Here is a 15,304-nt window from a genome sequence, read left to right on the forward strand (position 1 = left end):
GATAAATAAAAAAGTCGCTTTTCTCAAGCGACTTTTATTTTTTACATATCGAATAAATCTGTCCTGAAATTGACTTTCAGCCTTATTTTAGAATCTACTTTTGCGCCATCGCAAGTTGCGGGTGTCCATTTTTGATTCATGGCTTTTACTGCATTTTTAATATCCGCTTGCAAAAGATTACTATTAGGAACCTCTGGTTTTAATGCAAAATCTTTTAAATTCCCATCTTTGTCTAAATAAAAGATAAAATCAAAAGTTCCATTTACTGAGTATAAATTATTAGAAAGACTGGCTTTTAAATTTTTAAACAATTTGTCTTTGAAACCATTTTCTCCGCCAATGTATTGCGCATAAGTTGTATTAGCACATTTTAGTCTGTAAAATTCTAGCGGATTATTCATATCTAATGAAATATCTGCTCTTCCAAATTCTTTAGAATTTTCTGTAATATCATTGTCTTCTATCAGATATTGAGCACTCAAAAAGCTGAAAGAAAACAGTACCATTACTAATAATAAAAACTTTTTCATTACTTAAAATTTGAAAGTAAATTTACAAAAAAAAGGTTGTAAATGAATTACAACCCTTATTTAAAATTTATAAAACTTCGATTTGATTTTTCAATAAATCATCGAATTCTTCTCTTTTTCTGATGAGATGAGCTTTCCCGTCTAAGAATAAAACTTCGGCAGGTTTCAATCTAGAATTGAAATTAGAACTCATTTCGAAACCATAAGCTCCTGCATTTCTGAACACTAAAACATCTCCTTCTCTTACTTCGTGTAGTTTTCTATCCCAAGCAAAGGTATCTGTCTCACAGATATTTCCAACTACGGTGTAAATTCTTTCAGTTCCTTTCGGATTGGTCAGGTTTTCGATGATGTGATATGAATCATAGAACATAGGTCTGATTAAATGATTAAAACCAGAATTTACCCCTACAAAAACCGTAGCGGTAGTTTGTTTAATCACATTAGATTTCACCAAAAAATGCCCAGATTTAGAAACCAAATATTTTCCTGGCTCAAACCACAATTCAAATTCTTTACCAGTTTCTTTTTTGAACTGAGCCACTGCTTTTTCTACTTTTTTCCCTAGTGCTTTTACATCTGTTTCTAATTCACCTTTTTGGTAAGGAACTTTGAAACCGCTTCCCATATCAATATATTTAAGATTTGGGAAACTTTCTGAAAGCTCAAACATAATTTCTAAACCTTGTAAGAATACTTCTGGGTCCTTAATCTCGCTACCAGTATGCATGTGCAAACCTTCAATGTTAAGATTGGTAGATTTCATCACACGTTCTATATGACGCATTTGGTGAATAGAAATCCCAAATTTAGAATCAATGTGTCCCGTAGAAATTTTATAATTTCCTCCTGCAAAAATATGTGGATTAATTCTTAGAAAAACCGGGTAAGAATCACCATATTTAGTCCCGAATTGCTCTAAAATAGAGATATTATCAATATTAATATGAACGTTTAGAGACATTGCTTCTTCTATTTCGGCAAGGTCTACACAATTGGGCGTAAATAAAATTCTTTCTGGCGAAAAACCAGCTTTCAAGCCTAATTTTACTTCGTTTATAGAAACACAATCAAGATTAGCTCCTAATTTTTCTACATATTTTAGGATGTTGATATTGGTGAGTGATTTACAAGCGTAGAAAAACTTAGTGCTCTCTGCAAAAGAAGTGGTGAGTTTCTCGTACTGAGATTTTATAGAATCGGCGTCATAAACATAAACTGGTGTTCCGAATTCTTCCGCAATCTGAAGCAAATCTTGATTTGTCATAATAAAAATTTTACTGCAAAAATATAAATTTTAGATTTTAAAACCAAGCAATAATTTTATTTAGTAAAAATTATCTATTTTAATGCGTTTTTTTAGATTTATTTAGGTAATTTTTCTATTTTATACTCGTTTTTCAGTAAAGATAGTTTTAAATCGTTGATGATTTCTGGCGAAACTTTCTTCACTTCAATCTGCAATTTATTTAATTTCTTCCTAGACTGAATCTGATGGAACAATTCATAATACCCGAATGAAATCAATTTTCCTTCTTCTATGATGAGAAAAGATTTCTCGCCGAGATTTCTGCCTTTTCCTATCCAAAGTTCATTTCTACCTTTCAGCGTAATAAGCTCTTTCAGCGTTTTATAATCGCTAAGCAATTCATTTTCGGTGATATAATGCTTCACTTTGCTGCCTTGAGAAAAGTTTTTGAATTTCAACAAAGGTTTTTCAGTGTGAAGAGAATTTTTTTCAACCATAAATTTTCCATCAATGTAGTACAAACCATATGGTAAAAACTGCTTCTTCGATTTATTTTGATTCAACAACATTAGTCTCGCAATCGTATCTGTTCCCGTAAGTTCGTAGTTAATTTGGGCAACTTCTTCCTGAATATTTTGCCATTTAACAGATTTAGAATTGAATAATTTTTTAGAAACTCTAAAAATATCATCTACATAATCTTCAAAAAGAATGGCTCCAGAAGCATTTTGAAAATACACAAAACCTTTCTCTGAAGGTAAATCTTGCGTAAGTTCTTTTATTTTATTGATATAAGATTTTGCGTTGCTTTCTTCGTGGTGCTGCTGAATAATTTCGTGGCTGTTGTCTTTGGTTTTTAATAATTTAAAAAGTTCCAAAGTAGCTCTTGCATCACCAGAAGCTCTGTGTTCATCTACCAAAGGAATCCCAATAGATTTACATAATTTCCCCAGAGAATAACTCTTTTCATGAGGAATCAGTTTTTTTGCCAAAGGAATGGTATCTAAAGTATTGATTTTAAAATCAAAACCTAACCTTTTAAAACTTTGACGAAGCATCCTGTAATCAAAATCTATATTATGTCCTACTAAAATGGTTCCTTCTGTAATTTCTATGATTCTTTTCGCGATTTCATGAAATTTTGGGGCGGTTTTTACCATTTTTGGGGTAATTCCTGTCAGTTTTTGTACAAATGGAGATATTTCACTTTCTGGATTGACAAGTGAAATAAATTGGTCTGTGATAACGTGGCCATCATATCTGAAAATCGCAATTTCTATAATGCTTTCTTTTCTATAAGGCGCTCCGTTTCCTTCTATGTCTATTATGGTATACAAAACGAAAAATAAATATCCCACAAATTTACGGTTTATAAATTGGTGGGATTTATAAAATTATAAGATTTTTTTACCTTCTCATCTTCAAACCAAACATTCCGAGGACAAATTTGGCGCCTTCTCTGGCTAAAGTGGTAGTGAATGTTCTTCCAGCTCTAGACTTCATCACTTGCTCGAACATTCCTGGTTCTTCTTTGGGTTGTCTTGCCGTAGATTTTTCTTGTGCTACTTCTTTTTCTACTTCCGCAGCTTGTTCCATGCGTTTCGCTAAAATTTCGTAGGCAGATTCTTTGTCTACCTCATTTTTATATTTTTTAACCAAATCAGAAGAATTAACAAAATCATCTATTTCTTCAGAAGTCAAAACATCCATTCTAGACTCTGGCGAAATCAAATAAGTATGAACCAATGGAGTTGGAATTCCTTTCTCATCAAGCGCTGTGACGAAAGCTTCACCAATTCCTAAATTCTGAATTAAATTGGCTGCGTCATAATATTCGGTAATCGGATAATTTTCTACTGCTTTATCAATTTCTTTTCTGTCTTTTGCTGTGAAACCACGCAAAGCGTGCTGAATTTTAAGCCCTAACTGAGAAAGCACATTTTCTGGAACATCTCCTGGAATTTGAGTAATAAAATAAATTCCTACTCCTTTTGAACGAATAAGTTTCACCATCGTTTCTATCTGCGAAAGCAAAGCTTTACTCGCTTCATTGAAAATCAAATGCGCTTCGTCTATAAAAAGAACTAATTTTGGTTTTCCGCTGTCTCCTTCTTCTGGAAAAGTCATGTAAATTTCTGCAAAAAGCGAAAGCATAAACGTAGAAAACAATTGCGGTTGGTTTTGAATATCTGAAACTCTCAAAACGTTTACTACGCCTTTTCCGCCTCTGGTTTGCAGTAAATCTTCAACATCAAAACTTGGTTCACCGAAAAAATTCGTTGCTCCTTGTTGCTCCATCGCTACAATCGAACGAAGAATCGCACCTAAAGAAGCTGGTGAAATAGAACCGTAATTGTCTGCTAATTCTTTTTTGCCATCAGCATTATCGGTTACATATTGCAAAACTTTTTTCAAATCATCTAAATCAATGAGCGGCAATGCTTTATCATCTGCATATTTGAAAACGATAGACATAATACTTGACTGCGTTTCATTCAATCCTAAAATTTTAGAAAGTAAAACTGGACCAAATTCTGTAACGGTAGCTCTCAGTTTCAAGCCTTTCTCCGCAGAAATAGTCATGAGTTCTACTGGAAAAGATTGCGGCTGATATGGCAATTGCGTTTTCGCATATCTTTCGTTGATTTTATCATTTTGTTCGCCTTCTACAGCAATTCCAGAAAGGTCACCTTTTATGTCCATCACTAAAGTTGGAATGCCTTTATGCGAAAGTTGTTCTACAAAAACTTGTAGCGTTTTGGTTTTTCCTGTACCTGTTGCTCCCGCAATCAGACCATGTCTATTGACTGTTTTTAGAGGAACTGTAACATCTACTTCAGTAATTACTTCTCCGTCTAACATTCCCTTTCCTAGAACGATATATTCTCCTTTTGGTTGATATCTAGAGTTAAGTTCTTCTATAAATTTTGATTTGTTAGCCATTTTTACTTTTTTAATTTTTAAATTTAAAAAATTTTCGAAATACTTCTGCGAAATTATTTTTTAAATGTATTTTTGCCCTGATTAAAATCATTTGCTTAATAAGACAAATTTGTCCTATTTTTGCAATGCAATGAAAAGTGCGATTTCTTTCATATTATCTTCTATCATATTTCTGGCAAGTTTCCAGAACTCACTTTTCTATGTAGATTATCAAATCAATACAGAATTCTACGAAACATATTGTATTAACAAACAAAAACCAGAATTAGACTGTAACGGTAAATGTCAGGTAAAGAAAGCAACAGAGCAATCTCAAAATCCAGCTTCACAGATTAAATACGCTTTTGAACTGAACATTCTCCCTTCTAAACCGATAGAAACGGAAATAAAAAATCCTTTTTCTTTGGAACTCAAATCTAAAAAGTTTTCATATCACCATATTTTCACTTTAGATGGTTATACTCATATTTTACCGGATCCTCCGAAAAATTTAGCTTAAACTTAATCACTTTTTTCGCTCAGAACATTTCTCTTTATCATGATTTGATGAAGTGCAGTGACACATGATTATTTAATCTAAATTTTAAAAACAATGAATATTAAACTTTATAGCATTGCTGCAATATTTTTTGCAACAACCCACACTTTATTCGCTCAACAAGAACAAGACAGCACTTACCGAAATATAGAAATTGTAAAAATTACCAAAGTTTTACCTAAATCTCAAAACAAACAAAACTTAGAAACCAAGCAATCTGATTTACTGAATCACGATGCTGGAAAATTCCTGAATTCTATTCCAGAAATTAACGGAATTAAAAAAGCAGGGAATTATGCTACAGACCCTGTTTTGAGAGGGTTCAAATATGAGCAGTTGAATATTGTTATTGACGGTGCAGCTCATGCCGTAAATGCGTGCCCAAGTAGAATGGATCCTGCAGTTTCTCAAGTCAATATGAACATGGTTCAAGAAGCTGAAATTTACAAAGGTCCTTATCATTTTCGATACGGAAATTCTTTCGGAGGAACCATTAATTTCGTAACCCTTGCTCCTGAATTTTCAGAAAATTTAAAATTAGGAGGTAGGATTTCATCAGGCTACGAAAGCAATGGAAACGTTTTTAGAAATGAATTGTTTTCTCAACTTTCACACAAAAAAATTGTTTGGGATTTATTCGGTTCTTATCAAAAAGGAGACCGTTACAAAGACGGAAACGGTGACGAAGTGCGTTCTGCTTTTCTAAGATACAACATGGGAACCAAAGGAAATTTCAAATGGAATGACCAAAATGTAACCACATTACAAATCAATACCAACCAAGGAAGAGATGTAGAATTTGCTGCACTTAACATGGATTTAATTTATGACAAAACATGGATGTTCCAGCTAAAACATTTGGCAGAATTCAACCAAAAATATTTAAAACATTTAGATTTTAATTCTTACTACTCTTTCGTAGACCATTCTATGGGAACCCCTGATAGAAAAATGATTTCTGACGTACAATCTACCACTTATGGAGCCCGATTAGAATCTAAATTCGCTTTCGGGAAAAACATTTTCTACACTGGCTTAGATTATAAACATGAAGGCGCAGAAAATATCAGAATGATTATGCCTGCCATGATGCCAATGAGAGACGGAACTTCTTGGCAAGATTCTTCTATTGACCAAATCGGTTGGTTTAATGAATATCAAATGAATTTTAAAAATTCAAAATTAGTAACTTCTCTTCGTTTAGATTACAATAAAGGTGATGCGAAAGCACTTTCTAATCTATTCAAAACACTTTACGGAGACGGAAAAGCAGAAAACTTGAACCACAGCTTAAGTTTAGGATATAATAAAAATTTGTGCAACCATAATCAGCTGGGAATTTGGCTAGGAAGAGCACAACGAAGTGGAAGTTTAACCGAAAGATATATCAATAGATTTGCTGTAGGAATAGACGCTTACGAATTGGTAGGAAATCCTGATTTAAAACCTGAAACCAACAACCAAATCGACCTTATTTTCACCCACAAAAAAGATAATATTTTCTTCCAAGCAGACGTTTTCTATTCTTACTTAGAAAATTATATTTCTGGAGTGATTGTTCCCATCAAACCGTATTCTATGACGGCACCAGGAACCAGACAAATCCAAAATATAGAAAAAGCATTCAAAACAGGAGTGGAAACCAGATTTAATTGGCAATTTTCACCAAAATTCCGCACAGAATTGGCGGCAGCTTATACCTATGCAGAAGACTTGAGCACTAATAGTCCTTTGCCAGAAATCGCTCCGCTAGATTTCCGTTGGAATGTGTTAGCAGATTTTTCACCAGTAAGTTTGGGACTTCATTACAGATATTCTGCAAAACAAAGTAGAATCAATCCAACTTTTGGTGAATTTACCACTCCAGAATTTTCTGTGTTTGATTTCACCTCAAAATATAATGTTTTCAAAAATGCTACTTTAAGTTTTGATGTTTTAAACATCTTTGACCGTGCATATGCAGAACATTTAAACAGAACACTTTCTACCAATAAAAAGCAAAGAATTTTAGCCGTTGGTAGAAGCTTCAACATTGGTTTTAGCTATAATTTTTAATTTTTTTCTTTTGTGTTTAAATATTCTTAGACACAAAAGTTTTATTTTTTTTGTCCCATAAAGCCTAGCCAATATCCCTAGGCTTTATTTTTATAAGATTGACAAACCTCATCTCTTTTTACGCATGGGAATGTCAATATTTTTGCTTAAATTTGTTTATCATCAAAAATCCAAAAATCATGGATAAAGCATTTATTTTATCTAGCATTATAGATGAGTATCAAAAAGTTATTGACAACCTAAAATCTTCTGTAGAACGCTATAAGCATGAATCTGATATTGACGAAGATAACACGTTAGACCCAGAAGATTATGCCAGACAAACAGAAGCTAAAGACATGCAGCTTCGTTTTGAGAAAATGCTGAATGAGGCCAAACAAAATTTGAAATTCTTAGAAGATTCTATTTCAGAAACCAAGGAAATTGCAGAAGCTGGTGCTGTTTTAGAAACTGAAAAAAATTATCTATTCATAGGTGTTTCTGTTCCAGCATTTAAATTAGGAGACAAAGATGTAATTTCGTTCTCAGATGACGCTCCTATTTATCAAAATGTAAAAGGCAAAAAATTAGGCGAAATCATAGAAATGGGCAGTAATAACTTTGAAATTAAAAATATTTTTTAAATGTCAAAAACTACAGAATTTAGTGCAACACCAGAACTTCTTAATCAATTATACGAATACAGCACTGTAAAAAATTACGAAGCTGGCGATGTGATTCTAGACGAAAACGCAAGAATTCGCTCTATCCCTATCGTTACTAAAGGAAGCATAAAAGTAATGCGAACTGAAGAAGACGGTAGAGAAATTCTACTCTATTATATAAAAGCTGGTGAAAGTTGCGTAATGTCTTTCCTTGGCGGTTTACACGGAGAAACCTCTAAAGTAAAAGCCGAAGTAGAAGAAGATGCAGAAATATTATTCTTGCCTACTGAAAAAGTAGCGCAACTCATTAAAACGCATCCAGAATGGCTAGACTATATTTTCAAATTATACCATAAACGTTTTGAGGAATTGCTAGAAATGGTAAATGAAGTAACTTTCAAAAAAGTAGATGATAGACTACTCTCTTTGCTTCAAAAAAAATCAGAACTTACCGATTCTAAAATTATTCATACCACACACGAACAGTTGGCCAATGAATTAGGAACTGCCAGAGTAGTGGTTTCCAGACTACTAAAATCTCTGGAAGAAGACGGCAAATTGAAATTAGGCAGAAATAAAATTGAACTTTTATCATAAAAATGCAACTTAAGTTGCATTTTTTTATTTTTACAAAACAGAACTTTGCAAAAATTTGATTAATGGAAATCTTAGGATACTTTTTCGCACTTATCATCGGGCTAATTATGGGAATAATTGGCGGTGGTGGCAGTATTTTAGGCGTTCCTATTTTTGTATATTTGTTTGACATGAACGCATTAACCGCAACAACTCTTTCTCTTTTTGTAGTAGGTGTTGCGAGTGCAGTAGGTGCTACAGGAAACGCCAGACAAGGAAATGTAGATTTTAAAACCGCTTTATTATTCGGGATTCCTTCTGTATTTTCTGTGATTTTTGTTCGCAAAATCATTTTACCTCATCTTCCTGATCCTATTATCAGTATAGGAACATTTCATATTGAGAAAAATCTATTCATTTTAGTTCTTTTTGCTGCTTTAATGCTCATTTCATCCATTAAAATGATTGTAGGAAACCAAAAAATAGAAACTACGAATCAAAACCCGCAATATCCTATGCTTGTCACCCAAGGAATTGCTGTAGGTATGATTACAGGCATGATTGGAGCTGGTGGTGGTTTTCTCATTGTTCCCGCATTAGTCATGCTGCTTAATTTAGAAATGAAAAAAGCCATCGGAACTTCTATGATGATTATTTCTATGAATTCTCTTTTGGGTTTTTTAAGCTCTCAAAAAACAGAAATTAATTGGCAATTTCTTTTGATTTTCACTTCAATTGCTGTCGTTGGAATGCTCATTGGAATTCAATTAGCTAAAAAAATAGATGGCAAAAAACTGAAACCTATTTTCGGTTGGTTTGTTTTGATCATGGGAATTTATATCATCATCAAAGAAGTCTTTTTTCACTAAATCTCCTTAATAGTGATTCTCTATCGAACTATGTGATTTTTGTTACAGAAATCTATTAAAATTTACCCCATTTTTGTACTACAAATTACGAAGAAAAAAAGTCATAGATTTTTTGTTGTAACTTCGTAGTGTAGTAACATATAAAAATATTAAGATGAAAATAGAACAAATTTATACCGGTTGTTTAGCTCAAGGAGCTTATTACATCGTTTCTGAAGGAGAAGCAGCCATCATTGATCCATTAAGAGAGGTACAACCTTATCTTGATCGATTAGCAAAAGACAATGTAAAACTCAAGTACATTTTTGAGACACATTTCCATGCAGATTTTGTATCTGGTCATGTAGATTTATCTAAAAAAACGGGAGCTCCTATTATATATGGACCAACTGCCGCGCCAGAATTTGAAGCCATCGTAGCAGAAGACAATCAAATTTTTGAAATTGGAAAAATAAAAATCAAAGTTCTTCACACACCTGGCCACACCATGGAAAGTTCTACCTATTTGTTGATAGACGAAAATGGTAAAAACCATGCTATTTTCTCTGGTGACACTTTATTCTTAGGAGATGTAGGAAGACCTGATTTAGCTCAAAAAGCAGCAAATCTTACACAAGAAGAATTAGCAGGTTTGCTTTATGATTCACTGTACCACAAAATTCTTCCTTTAGAAGATGACATTACAGTTTATCCAGCTCATGGTGCTGGTTCTGCATGTGGAAAAAATATGCAAAAAGAGACTGTAGACACTTTAGGAAATCAAAAACAAACCAATTATGCTCTAAAACAAACCTCTAAAGAAAGTTTTATCGCTGCAGTTTTAGACGGTTTAACCGCTCCACCGAAATATTTCGGTATGAATGTAGCGATGAATAAGAAAGGTTATACCAGTTTTGATGAGGTTTTAGCAAAAGGTAAAACAGCGCTTTCTGTAGATGAATTTGAAACTGCTGCCGAAGAAACTGGAGCTTTAATATTAGACACTAGAAATGCTGCAGAATTCCATAAAGGATTCATTCCTCAATCGATTAATATCGGGTTGAAAGGAGATTTTGCACCTTGGGTTGGAAGTATGATTGTAGATGTACAACAGCCTATTCTTTTGGTATGTGATGATTGTACCGAAGAAGAAACCATTACCAGACTTTCTAGAGTTGGGTTTGATAATGTTTTAGGATACTTAAAAGGTGGCTTTGAAAGCTGGAAAAATTCAGGAAAAGAAATAGATACTGTTCATAGAATTTTACCAGAAGAATTTGCGGAAAAATTCAATGAAAACAGTAAGGTTATAGACGTAAGAAAAGAAGGAGAATATGCGGCAGAACATGTAAATGATGCTTATAGCAAACCATTAGCTTACATTAATGATTGGGTAGGAAACATCAATCCAGATGAACACTTCTTCTTGCATTGTGCAGGTGGTTACAGAAGCATGATTGCCGCAAGTATTTTGCAAGCAAGAGGTTATAGAAATTTCACAGAAGTAGAAGGTGGTTTTAACGGAATTAAAAAAACAGAAAAAGTTCCTACTACAGATTTTGTGTGTCAAAGTAAAACTGCATTGTAATGAATATTTTCGAAAAAACAGGCTTCACAGGAGATAAACCTTCTGTAGTAAGCATCAAAAAAACGGATAAAGTCAACCTTTTTACCGTTGGCTTATCAGAAAAACAAGTGTTAGCAAAGCATATCACAACTATTCCTGCGACTTTAGTTTTGCTAAGAGGGAAAGTAGACTTTAACATCTCTGGAGAAACCATCGTTTTAAGAGAAGGAGATGTTTACGAAATCCCAGTAAATGTAGAACACGAAGTGGTAGGAAGAGATATAGAAAATGTATTCTTAATTATAAAAGAGTTATAAAATTGAATCAATTCGATCAAAATTTTTGGAATTCTCGTTGGGAAAATGGCGAAACAGGTTGGGACATAGGCGAAGCCTCTTCACCTATCGCAGAATATTTTTTGCAAGTAGAAGATAAAGAGGTTAAAATATTAATTCCCGGTTGCGGAAATGCTCACGAAGCAGAATTGCTTTTAGAAGAAGGGTTTACAAACATCACGCTTCTAGACATTGCTCAGAAAGCTTGCGAAGTGATTTCTCAGAAATTTTCTCACCACGAAGTAGAAGTCATCTGCAAAGATTTTTTCGAACACCAAGGAAAATATGACATCATTGTAGAACAAACATTTTTCTGTGCACTTGACCCAGTGTTAAGAGCAAAATATGTAGAAAAAATGCACGATTTACTTGCCGAAAATGGCAAAATCATTGGGGTAATGTTCAATAAAGATTTTGGGAATCCGTTTCCTCCATTTGGTGGAAATATAGAGGAATATAAATCTCTTTTCAGCGAAAAATTTGAGATTAAAACAATAGAAAACTGCCACAACAGTATAAAACTGAGACAAAACACTGAAGTATTCATTAACTTCACTAAAAAACAAAACTCACCATAAAACAAAAAAATATGAAAAAAAACATGGGAGCAACAGACAAGTACATTAGACTTTTCGTTGCATTAATTTTAGCCGTTTTGGTTTACCTAAAAGTAATTGAAGGAACTTGGGGAATCGCAGCAACCGCAGTTGCATTCGTTTTTCTATTAACTGGAGCCATCGGCTTTTGTCCGCTTTATACTTTATTTGGCATTAACACTTGCAAAAAAGAGTAAAAATTAAATTTTTGCCAAAGTTAACTTTTAAAAACTTTGGCAAAATTCATCAAAAATTATGGAAAATTTTATCAAAAAATACAAACTAGGACTCATCGGAATCGTATTAGGCGGCATTTTAGGTTATGCTTATTACCATTTTATTGGGTGCAATACAGGAACTTGTGCCATCACTTCTAAACCATTCAACAGTTCAGTTTATGGTATGGTAATGGGCTATCTTATTCTTTCAACTTTCGAAAAAACAAAAGAAAATAAATAAAAACATGTTAGGATTTTTAAAAAACTTATTCGGCGGTAAAAGTGTAGACTACGCAGAGTTAGTAAAAAATGGTGCACAAATTATAGACGTAAGAACACCTGCAGAATTTAATGGTGGTCATGTAAAAGGGGCTAAAAACGTTCCGCTACAATCATTAAACCAAAATCTGGGGAAAATCAATAAAAACAAACCTGTAATCACATGTTGTGCAAGTGGCGCAAGAAGTGCTGCCGCAAAAAGCATTTTACTCAATAGCGGATTTACAGAAGTTTATAACGGCGGCGGCTGGATGAGCCTTAAAAACAAATTATCATAAAATGAGAAATTTCTTTAACGATTGGAATCTGAGAAGAATTGTTTATCTGATTGGTGGTCTGTGGATTATTGCACAATCATTTATGGATAAAATGTGGTATCTAATTCCATTTGGGTTATATTTTGTTGCCATGTCTGTGTTTAAATTTGGTTGCGCATCAGGAAATTGTACTGTCAGAAATCATAAAAACTCAGCATAGTTTCTCTTTCTTTTTTTAGTAAATTTGTTTTTAACATTTTATAAAACAAAGAGATATGTCACAAAAATTTCAAGAAATCATCAGTTCTGAAAAACCAGTGTTAATAGATTTTTTTGCAGTATGGTGCCAGCCATGTAGAGTACAATCCTCTGTATTAGTCACTGTAAAAGAACAAGTAGGAGATAATGCCAGAATTATAAAAATAGATGTAGACCAATATCCAGAAATCGCTTCTCAATATAATGTAAGAGGAGTTCCTACCCTTGCTCTTTTTAAAAAAGGTGAAATGCTTTGGAGAGAAAGTGGCGTACATGATGTAAATACATTGGTTAGTCTTATCAATCAACATAGCTAATTCATTTTAATGAATAATTTTCCTGTTTATAGCGCTTGTGATTTAATTTCTACTGAAAATTCAGAAAGTGAAATAGTAGTTCATGAATTGCAAGATTTATTGACAGAAAAAAGCTTTATTCCAGAAAAACCACACCGTCACACTTTTCATCAGATTTTGTATGTAGAAGAAGGCGCAGGAATTCATAAAATAGATTTCGAAGACTATAGCATGAATGCACCAATTATCTATTTCATTTCTGCGGGACAAGTACATAATCTGGAATTCAAAAAACAATTTGCCAAAGGTTATTTAATTAACTTCAATGCAGAGTTTTTCACCTCATTTCTTGCAAAATCTCACTGTATAGACCAGTTACCATTTTTCAGAATTAATGGAAACTTCACTTCTTACCAAATCAAAAAAGAAAAAGCTGAAGAACTACAAGAAATTTTTGATAAAATTAATTTTGAATACAAACAACAAAAAAGAAAATCCGAAGATTTAATCAGGATTTATCTTCTCGAACTGTTTTACTTCATCTTAAATGACGAAGAAAACACAGACGAAAACGTAAATATTACCAATCAAAGAATTTTAATCAATAAATTCCAAAAGCTAGTAGAAGAAAACTACTCTGCCGAACATTATCCCAAATTTTATGCAGACAAGCTTGCTATTACCGCAAATTACCTCAATTTCGTGTGTAGAACCTTTTCCGGCAAAAAAGCTGGAGAAACCATCAGAAACAGGATTATTCTAGAAGCTAAAAGACTGCTCATCAACTCAGAATTAAGCATTTCACAGATTTCATTTCAATTAGGTTTTGAAGACAATTCTTATTTTACAAAGTTTTTCAAAACCCACGCTAAGATTTCGCCTTCCGAATTCAGACAGCATATTAATAAATAAAAATTACCATTTTCCGAAGATTTTTTACAAGAATTTATTGCAATTCTTAGCATACCTTTGTACTGTAAAATTACACACAAGACAAACGCAAAACTTTTCATATTTTTATAAAAACGCAACTAAAATCATAAAATTTTGTTGCGTTTTTCCTTTACAAACCCCTTCTATAAAGCGTTTTCTGACTTTGGCACGGAAATAGAATACCTCATAACAGCAACCCTAAGTTTTTCAATGCAAGACTTTAGAAGCAGCCAAGAAAAACTTATTTAAACATATATAATATGAGAAAATTTTATTTTTTATTAGCCGCTTTCATCGCATTAGGATTTAGTGCACAAGAAGCAGGAAAAGCTGGAGAATTATTAAAAAACGAAGCGAGCAAAACCGAAACTTCTGCAAAAAATGAAGCTTTCGGCAGAAATAACTCTCAAGATAAATCTTCAGTTTTTAGAAATGATAATGGTTTTAGAAATTCTACAGAAAAATCAAGACCTAATTATAATTGGAACCAAAATTACGCTTATGGTTACGCCGAAGTTTTCTTAAGAATTCCAGAGCAAGGTTACTTTAGCATAGAAATTGGTGACCAAAAAATTTCTAACGCATCAGGTAAATTTAGATTTTTTGACTTGATGCCAGGAAACAACGTCATTTCTATCTATGAAAGAAATTTCCTAGTTTACAGAACCAGAATCAATATTAAAAATAATACCAGATTGGTTTTAGACTATTTCACACATCAAGGTTTATATCTTCTAGGAACTTACAACCTAAGAAACAACCACGGAAATGTTTGGAATGACACTTGGAACAGTCCTTACGGAAATGGAAACGGAAATTCTTGGGATCCTTATGATGATTATCAAAACGATTACGGATACGGAGATGCTTACGGAAATGTAATGAGCGATAGAGAATTTTCTTCTTTCATACAAATGTTGAAAAAACAAAGTTTTGATGACAGAAGATTAGATTTTATAAAAAGCCAACTCAATAAAACTGATTTCAACACAAGACAAATCAAAGCGATGATGAAAGAATTTAGTTTTGATAAAAACAGATTAGAATTTGCAAAAATGGCGTATAGAAATTGTGTAGACAAAAGAAACTATTTTGAATTATACGACGCATTTGACTTTGAAAGTTACGCCAGAGATTTGAACAAATTTGTTCAAAACCAAAGATAACCCAATCATTCATTCA

19 protein-coding genes are annotated in these 15,304 nt (G+C 33.0%); 15 read left to right on the forward strand and 4 right to left on the reverse strand.

What is annotated here, in order from left to right; all coding sequences use genetic code 11:
* Positions 1-41: 41 nt before the first annotated feature.
* From N7277_RS02445 to N7277_RS02460, 4 genes are all read right to left on the reverse strand, one after another.
* A complete protein-coding gene (locus N7277_RS02445) occupies positions 42-530 on the reverse strand; it encodes a hypothetical protein (RefSeq protein WP_274780176.1) in 489 nt (162 codons plus the stop codon).
* A gap of 67 nt (positions 531-597) precedes the next feature.
* Positions 598-1,797, reverse strand: a complete 1,200-nt coding sequence (gene lysA / locus N7277_RS02450; protein ID WP_274780177.1) for a diaminopimelate decarboxylase — start codon at positions 1,795-1,797, stop codon at positions 598-600.
* Positions 1,798-1,895: 98 nt separating this feature from the next.
* Positions 1,896-3,116: a 3'-5' exonuclease gene (locus N7277_RS02455; RefSeq protein ID WP_274780791.1), complete on the reverse strand. Its 1,221-nt coding sequence runs from the start codon at positions 3,114-3,116 to the stop codon at positions 1,896-1,898.
* Between the two features lie 70 nt (positions 3,117-3,186).
* Positions 3,187-4,722 carry a helicase HerA-like domain-containing protein gene (locus N7277_RS02460; protein WP_274780178.1) on the reverse strand — a complete coding sequence of 512 codons (1,536 nt, stop codon included), beginning with the start codon at positions 4,720-4,722 and terminating at the stop codon, positions 3,187-3,189.
* Positions 4,723-4,852: 130 nt separating this feature from the next.
* Here N7277_RS02460 and N7277_RS02465 point away from each other — a divergent pair, with 130 nt between their 5' ends.
* The 15 genes from N7277_RS02465 to N7277_RS02535 all read left to right on the forward strand — a co-directional run bounded on the left by N7277_RS02465 (position 4,853) and on the right by N7277_RS02535 (position 15,288).
* Positions 4,853-5,221 carry a hypothetical protein gene (locus N7277_RS02465; RefSeq protein WP_274780179.1) on the forward strand — a complete coding sequence of 123 codons (369 nt, stop codon included), beginning with the start codon at positions 4,853-4,855 and terminating at the stop codon, positions 5,219-5,221.
* Between the two features lie 93 nt (positions 5,222-5,314).
* Entirely contained in the window at positions 5,315-7,315 is a 2,001-nt protein-coding gene (locus N7277_RS02470; RefSeq protein ID WP_274780180.1) for a TonB-dependent receptor domain-containing protein, read from the forward strand.
* Between the two features lie 179 nt (positions 7,316-7,494).
* On the forward strand, positions 7,495-7,938 hold the full coding sequence (locus N7277_RS02475) for a hypothetical protein (protein ID WP_274780181.1): 444 nt from the start codon (positions 7,495-7,497) through the stop codon (positions 7,936-7,938).
* Positions 7,939-8,556: a Crp/Fnr family transcriptional regulator gene (locus tag N7277_RS02480; protein WP_274780182.1), complete on the forward strand. Its 618-nt coding sequence runs from the start codon at positions 7,939-7,941 to the stop codon at positions 8,554-8,556.
* A gap of 62 nt (positions 8,557-8,618) precedes the next feature.
* Positions 8,619-9,404 carry a sulfite exporter TauE/SafE family protein gene (locus N7277_RS02485; RefSeq protein WP_274780183.1) on the forward strand — a complete coding sequence of 262 codons (786 nt, stop codon included), beginning with the start codon at positions 8,619-8,621 and terminating at the stop codon, positions 9,402-9,404.
* A gap of 154 nt (positions 9,405-9,558) precedes the next feature.
* Positions 9,559-10,971 carry an MBL fold metallo-hydrolase gene (locus N7277_RS02490; protein ID WP_274780184.1) on the forward strand — a complete coding sequence of 471 codons (1,413 nt, stop codon included), beginning with the start codon at positions 9,559-9,561 and terminating at the stop codon, positions 10,969-10,971.
* The gene (locus N7277_RS02495) at positions 10,971-11,267 is read left to right on the forward strand and encodes a cupin domain-containing protein (RefSeq protein WP_274780185.1); all 297 of its coding nucleotides are present in this window, start codon (positions 10,971-10,973) and stop codon (positions 11,265-11,267) included. Before N7277_RS02490 ends, N7277_RS02495 begins: the two co-directional genes overlap by 1 nt.
* Before the next feature lie 2 nt (positions 11,268-11,269).
* The gene (locus N7277_RS02500) at positions 11,270-11,863 is read left to right on the forward strand and encodes a methyltransferase (protein ID WP_274780186.1); all 594 of its coding nucleotides are present in this window, start codon (positions 11,270-11,272) and stop codon (positions 11,861-11,863) included.
* An 11-nt stretch (positions 11,864-11,874) separates the two neighbouring features.
* A complete protein-coding gene (locus tag N7277_RS02505; protein ID WP_213197254.1) occupies positions 11,875-12,078 on the forward strand; it encodes a YgaP family membrane protein in 204 nt (67 codons plus the stop codon).
* A 58-nt stretch (positions 12,079-12,136) separates the two neighbouring features.
* Positions 12,137-12,340 (forward strand): DUF6132 family protein, encoded by a 204-nt coding sequence (locus N7277_RS02510; RefSeq protein WP_274780187.1) that lies wholly within the window; start codon positions 12,137-12,139, stop codon positions 12,338-12,340.
* Between the two features lie 4 nt (positions 12,341-12,344).
* Positions 12,345-12,656 carry a rhodanese-like domain-containing protein gene (locus N7277_RS02515; protein WP_274780188.1) on the forward strand — a complete coding sequence of 104 codons (312 nt, stop codon included), beginning with the start codon at positions 12,345-12,347 and terminating at the stop codon, positions 12,654-12,656.
* A gap of 1 nt (position 12,657) precedes the next feature.
* Positions 12,658-12,855, forward strand: coding sequence for a hypothetical protein (locus tag N7277_RS02520; RefSeq protein WP_274780189.1), 198 nt, complete (start codon positions 12,658-12,660; stop codon positions 12,853-12,855).
* A gap of 55 nt (positions 12,856-12,910) precedes the next feature.
* Positions 12,911-13,210 carry a thioredoxin family protein gene (locus N7277_RS02525; protein WP_274780190.1) on the forward strand — a complete coding sequence of 100 codons (300 nt, stop codon included), beginning with the start codon at positions 12,911-12,913 and terminating at the stop codon, positions 13,208-13,210.
* Between the two features lie 9 nt (positions 13,211-13,219).
* Complete coding sequence (locus N7277_RS02530; RefSeq protein ID WP_274780191.1) at positions 13,220-14,101, forward strand: helix-turn-helix domain-containing protein; 882 nt, start codon at positions 13,220-13,222, stop codon at positions 14,099-14,101.
* A gap of 281 nt (positions 14,102-14,382) precedes the next feature.
* The gene (locus tag N7277_RS02535) at positions 14,383-15,288 is read left to right on the forward strand and encodes a DUF4476 domain-containing protein (RefSeq protein WP_274780192.1); all 906 of its coding nucleotides are present in this window, start codon (positions 14,383-14,385) and stop codon (positions 15,286-15,288) included.
* Positions 15,289-15,304 lie beyond the last annotated feature (16 nt).

Origin of the sequence: Cloacibacterium sp. TD35 (assembly GCF_028864635.1) — a bacterium.
In the GTDB taxonomy this organism is placed as follows: Bacteria; Bacteroidota; Bacteroidia; order Flavobacteriales; family Weeksellaceae; genus Cloacibacterium.

Bases quoted from the DNA above. Each gene is read 5' to 3' on its own strand.
- N7277_RS02445 (WP_274780176.1), bottom strand. From the start codon at position 530: ATGAAAAAGTTTTTATTATTAGTAATGGTACTGTTTTCTTTCAGCTTT.
- lysA (WP_274780177.1), bottom strand. From the start codon at position 1,797: ATGACAAATCAAGATTTGCTTCAGATTGCGGAAGAATTCGGAACACCA.
- N7277_RS02460 (WP_274780178.1), bottom strand. From the start codon at position 4,722: ATGGCTAACAAATCAAAATTTATAGAAGAACTTAACTCTAGATATCAA.
- N7277_RS02465 (WP_274780179.1), top strand. From the start codon at position 4,853: ATGAAAAGTGCGATTTCTTTCATATTATCTTCTATCATATTTCTGGCA.
- N7277_RS02470 (WP_274780180.1), top strand. From the start codon at position 5,315: ATGAATATTAAACTTTATAGCATTGCTGCAATATTTTTTGCAACAACC.
- N7277_RS02475 (WP_274780181.1), top strand. From the start codon at position 7,495: ATGGATAAAGCATTTATTTTATCTAGCATTATAGATGAGTATCAAAAA.
- N7277_RS02480 (WP_274780182.1), top strand. From the start codon at position 7,939: ATGTCAAAAACTACAGAATTTAGTGCAACACCAGAACTTCTTAATCAA.
- N7277_RS02485 (WP_274780183.1), top strand. From the start codon at position 8,619: ATGGAAATCTTAGGATACTTTTTCGCACTTATCATCGGGCTAATTATG.
- N7277_RS02490 (WP_274780184.1), top strand. From the start codon at position 9,559: ATGAAAATAGAACAAATTTATACCGGTTGTTTAGCTCAAGGAGCTTAT.
- N7277_RS02495 (WP_274780185.1), top strand. From the start codon at position 10,971: ATGAATATTTTCGAAAAAACAGGCTTCACAGGAGATAAACCTTCTGTA.
- N7277_RS02505 (WP_213197254.1), top strand. From the start codon at position 11,875: ATGAAAAAAAACATGGGAGCAACAGACAAGTACATTAGACTTTTCGTT.
- N7277_RS02510 (WP_274780187.1), top strand. From the start codon at position 12,137: ATGGAAAATTTTATCAAAAAATACAAACTAGGACTCATCGGAATCGTA.
- N7277_RS02515 (WP_274780188.1), top strand. From the start codon at position 12,345: ATGTTAGGATTTTTAAAAAACTTATTCGGCGGTAAAAGTGTAGACTAC.
- N7277_RS02520 (WP_274780189.1), top strand. From the start codon at position 12,658: ATGAGAAATTTCTTTAACGATTGGAATCTGAGAAGAATTGTTTATCTG.
- N7277_RS02525 (WP_274780190.1), top strand. From the start codon at position 12,911: ATGTCACAAAAATTTCAAGAAATCATCAGTTCTGAAAAACCAGTGTTA.
- N7277_RS02530 (WP_274780191.1), top strand. From the start codon at position 13,220: ATGAATAATTTTCCTGTTTATAGCGCTTGTGATTTAATTTCTACTGAA.
- N7277_RS02535 (WP_274780192.1), top strand. From the start codon at position 14,383: ATGAGAAAATTTTATTTTTTATTAGCCGCTTTCATCGCATTAGGATTT.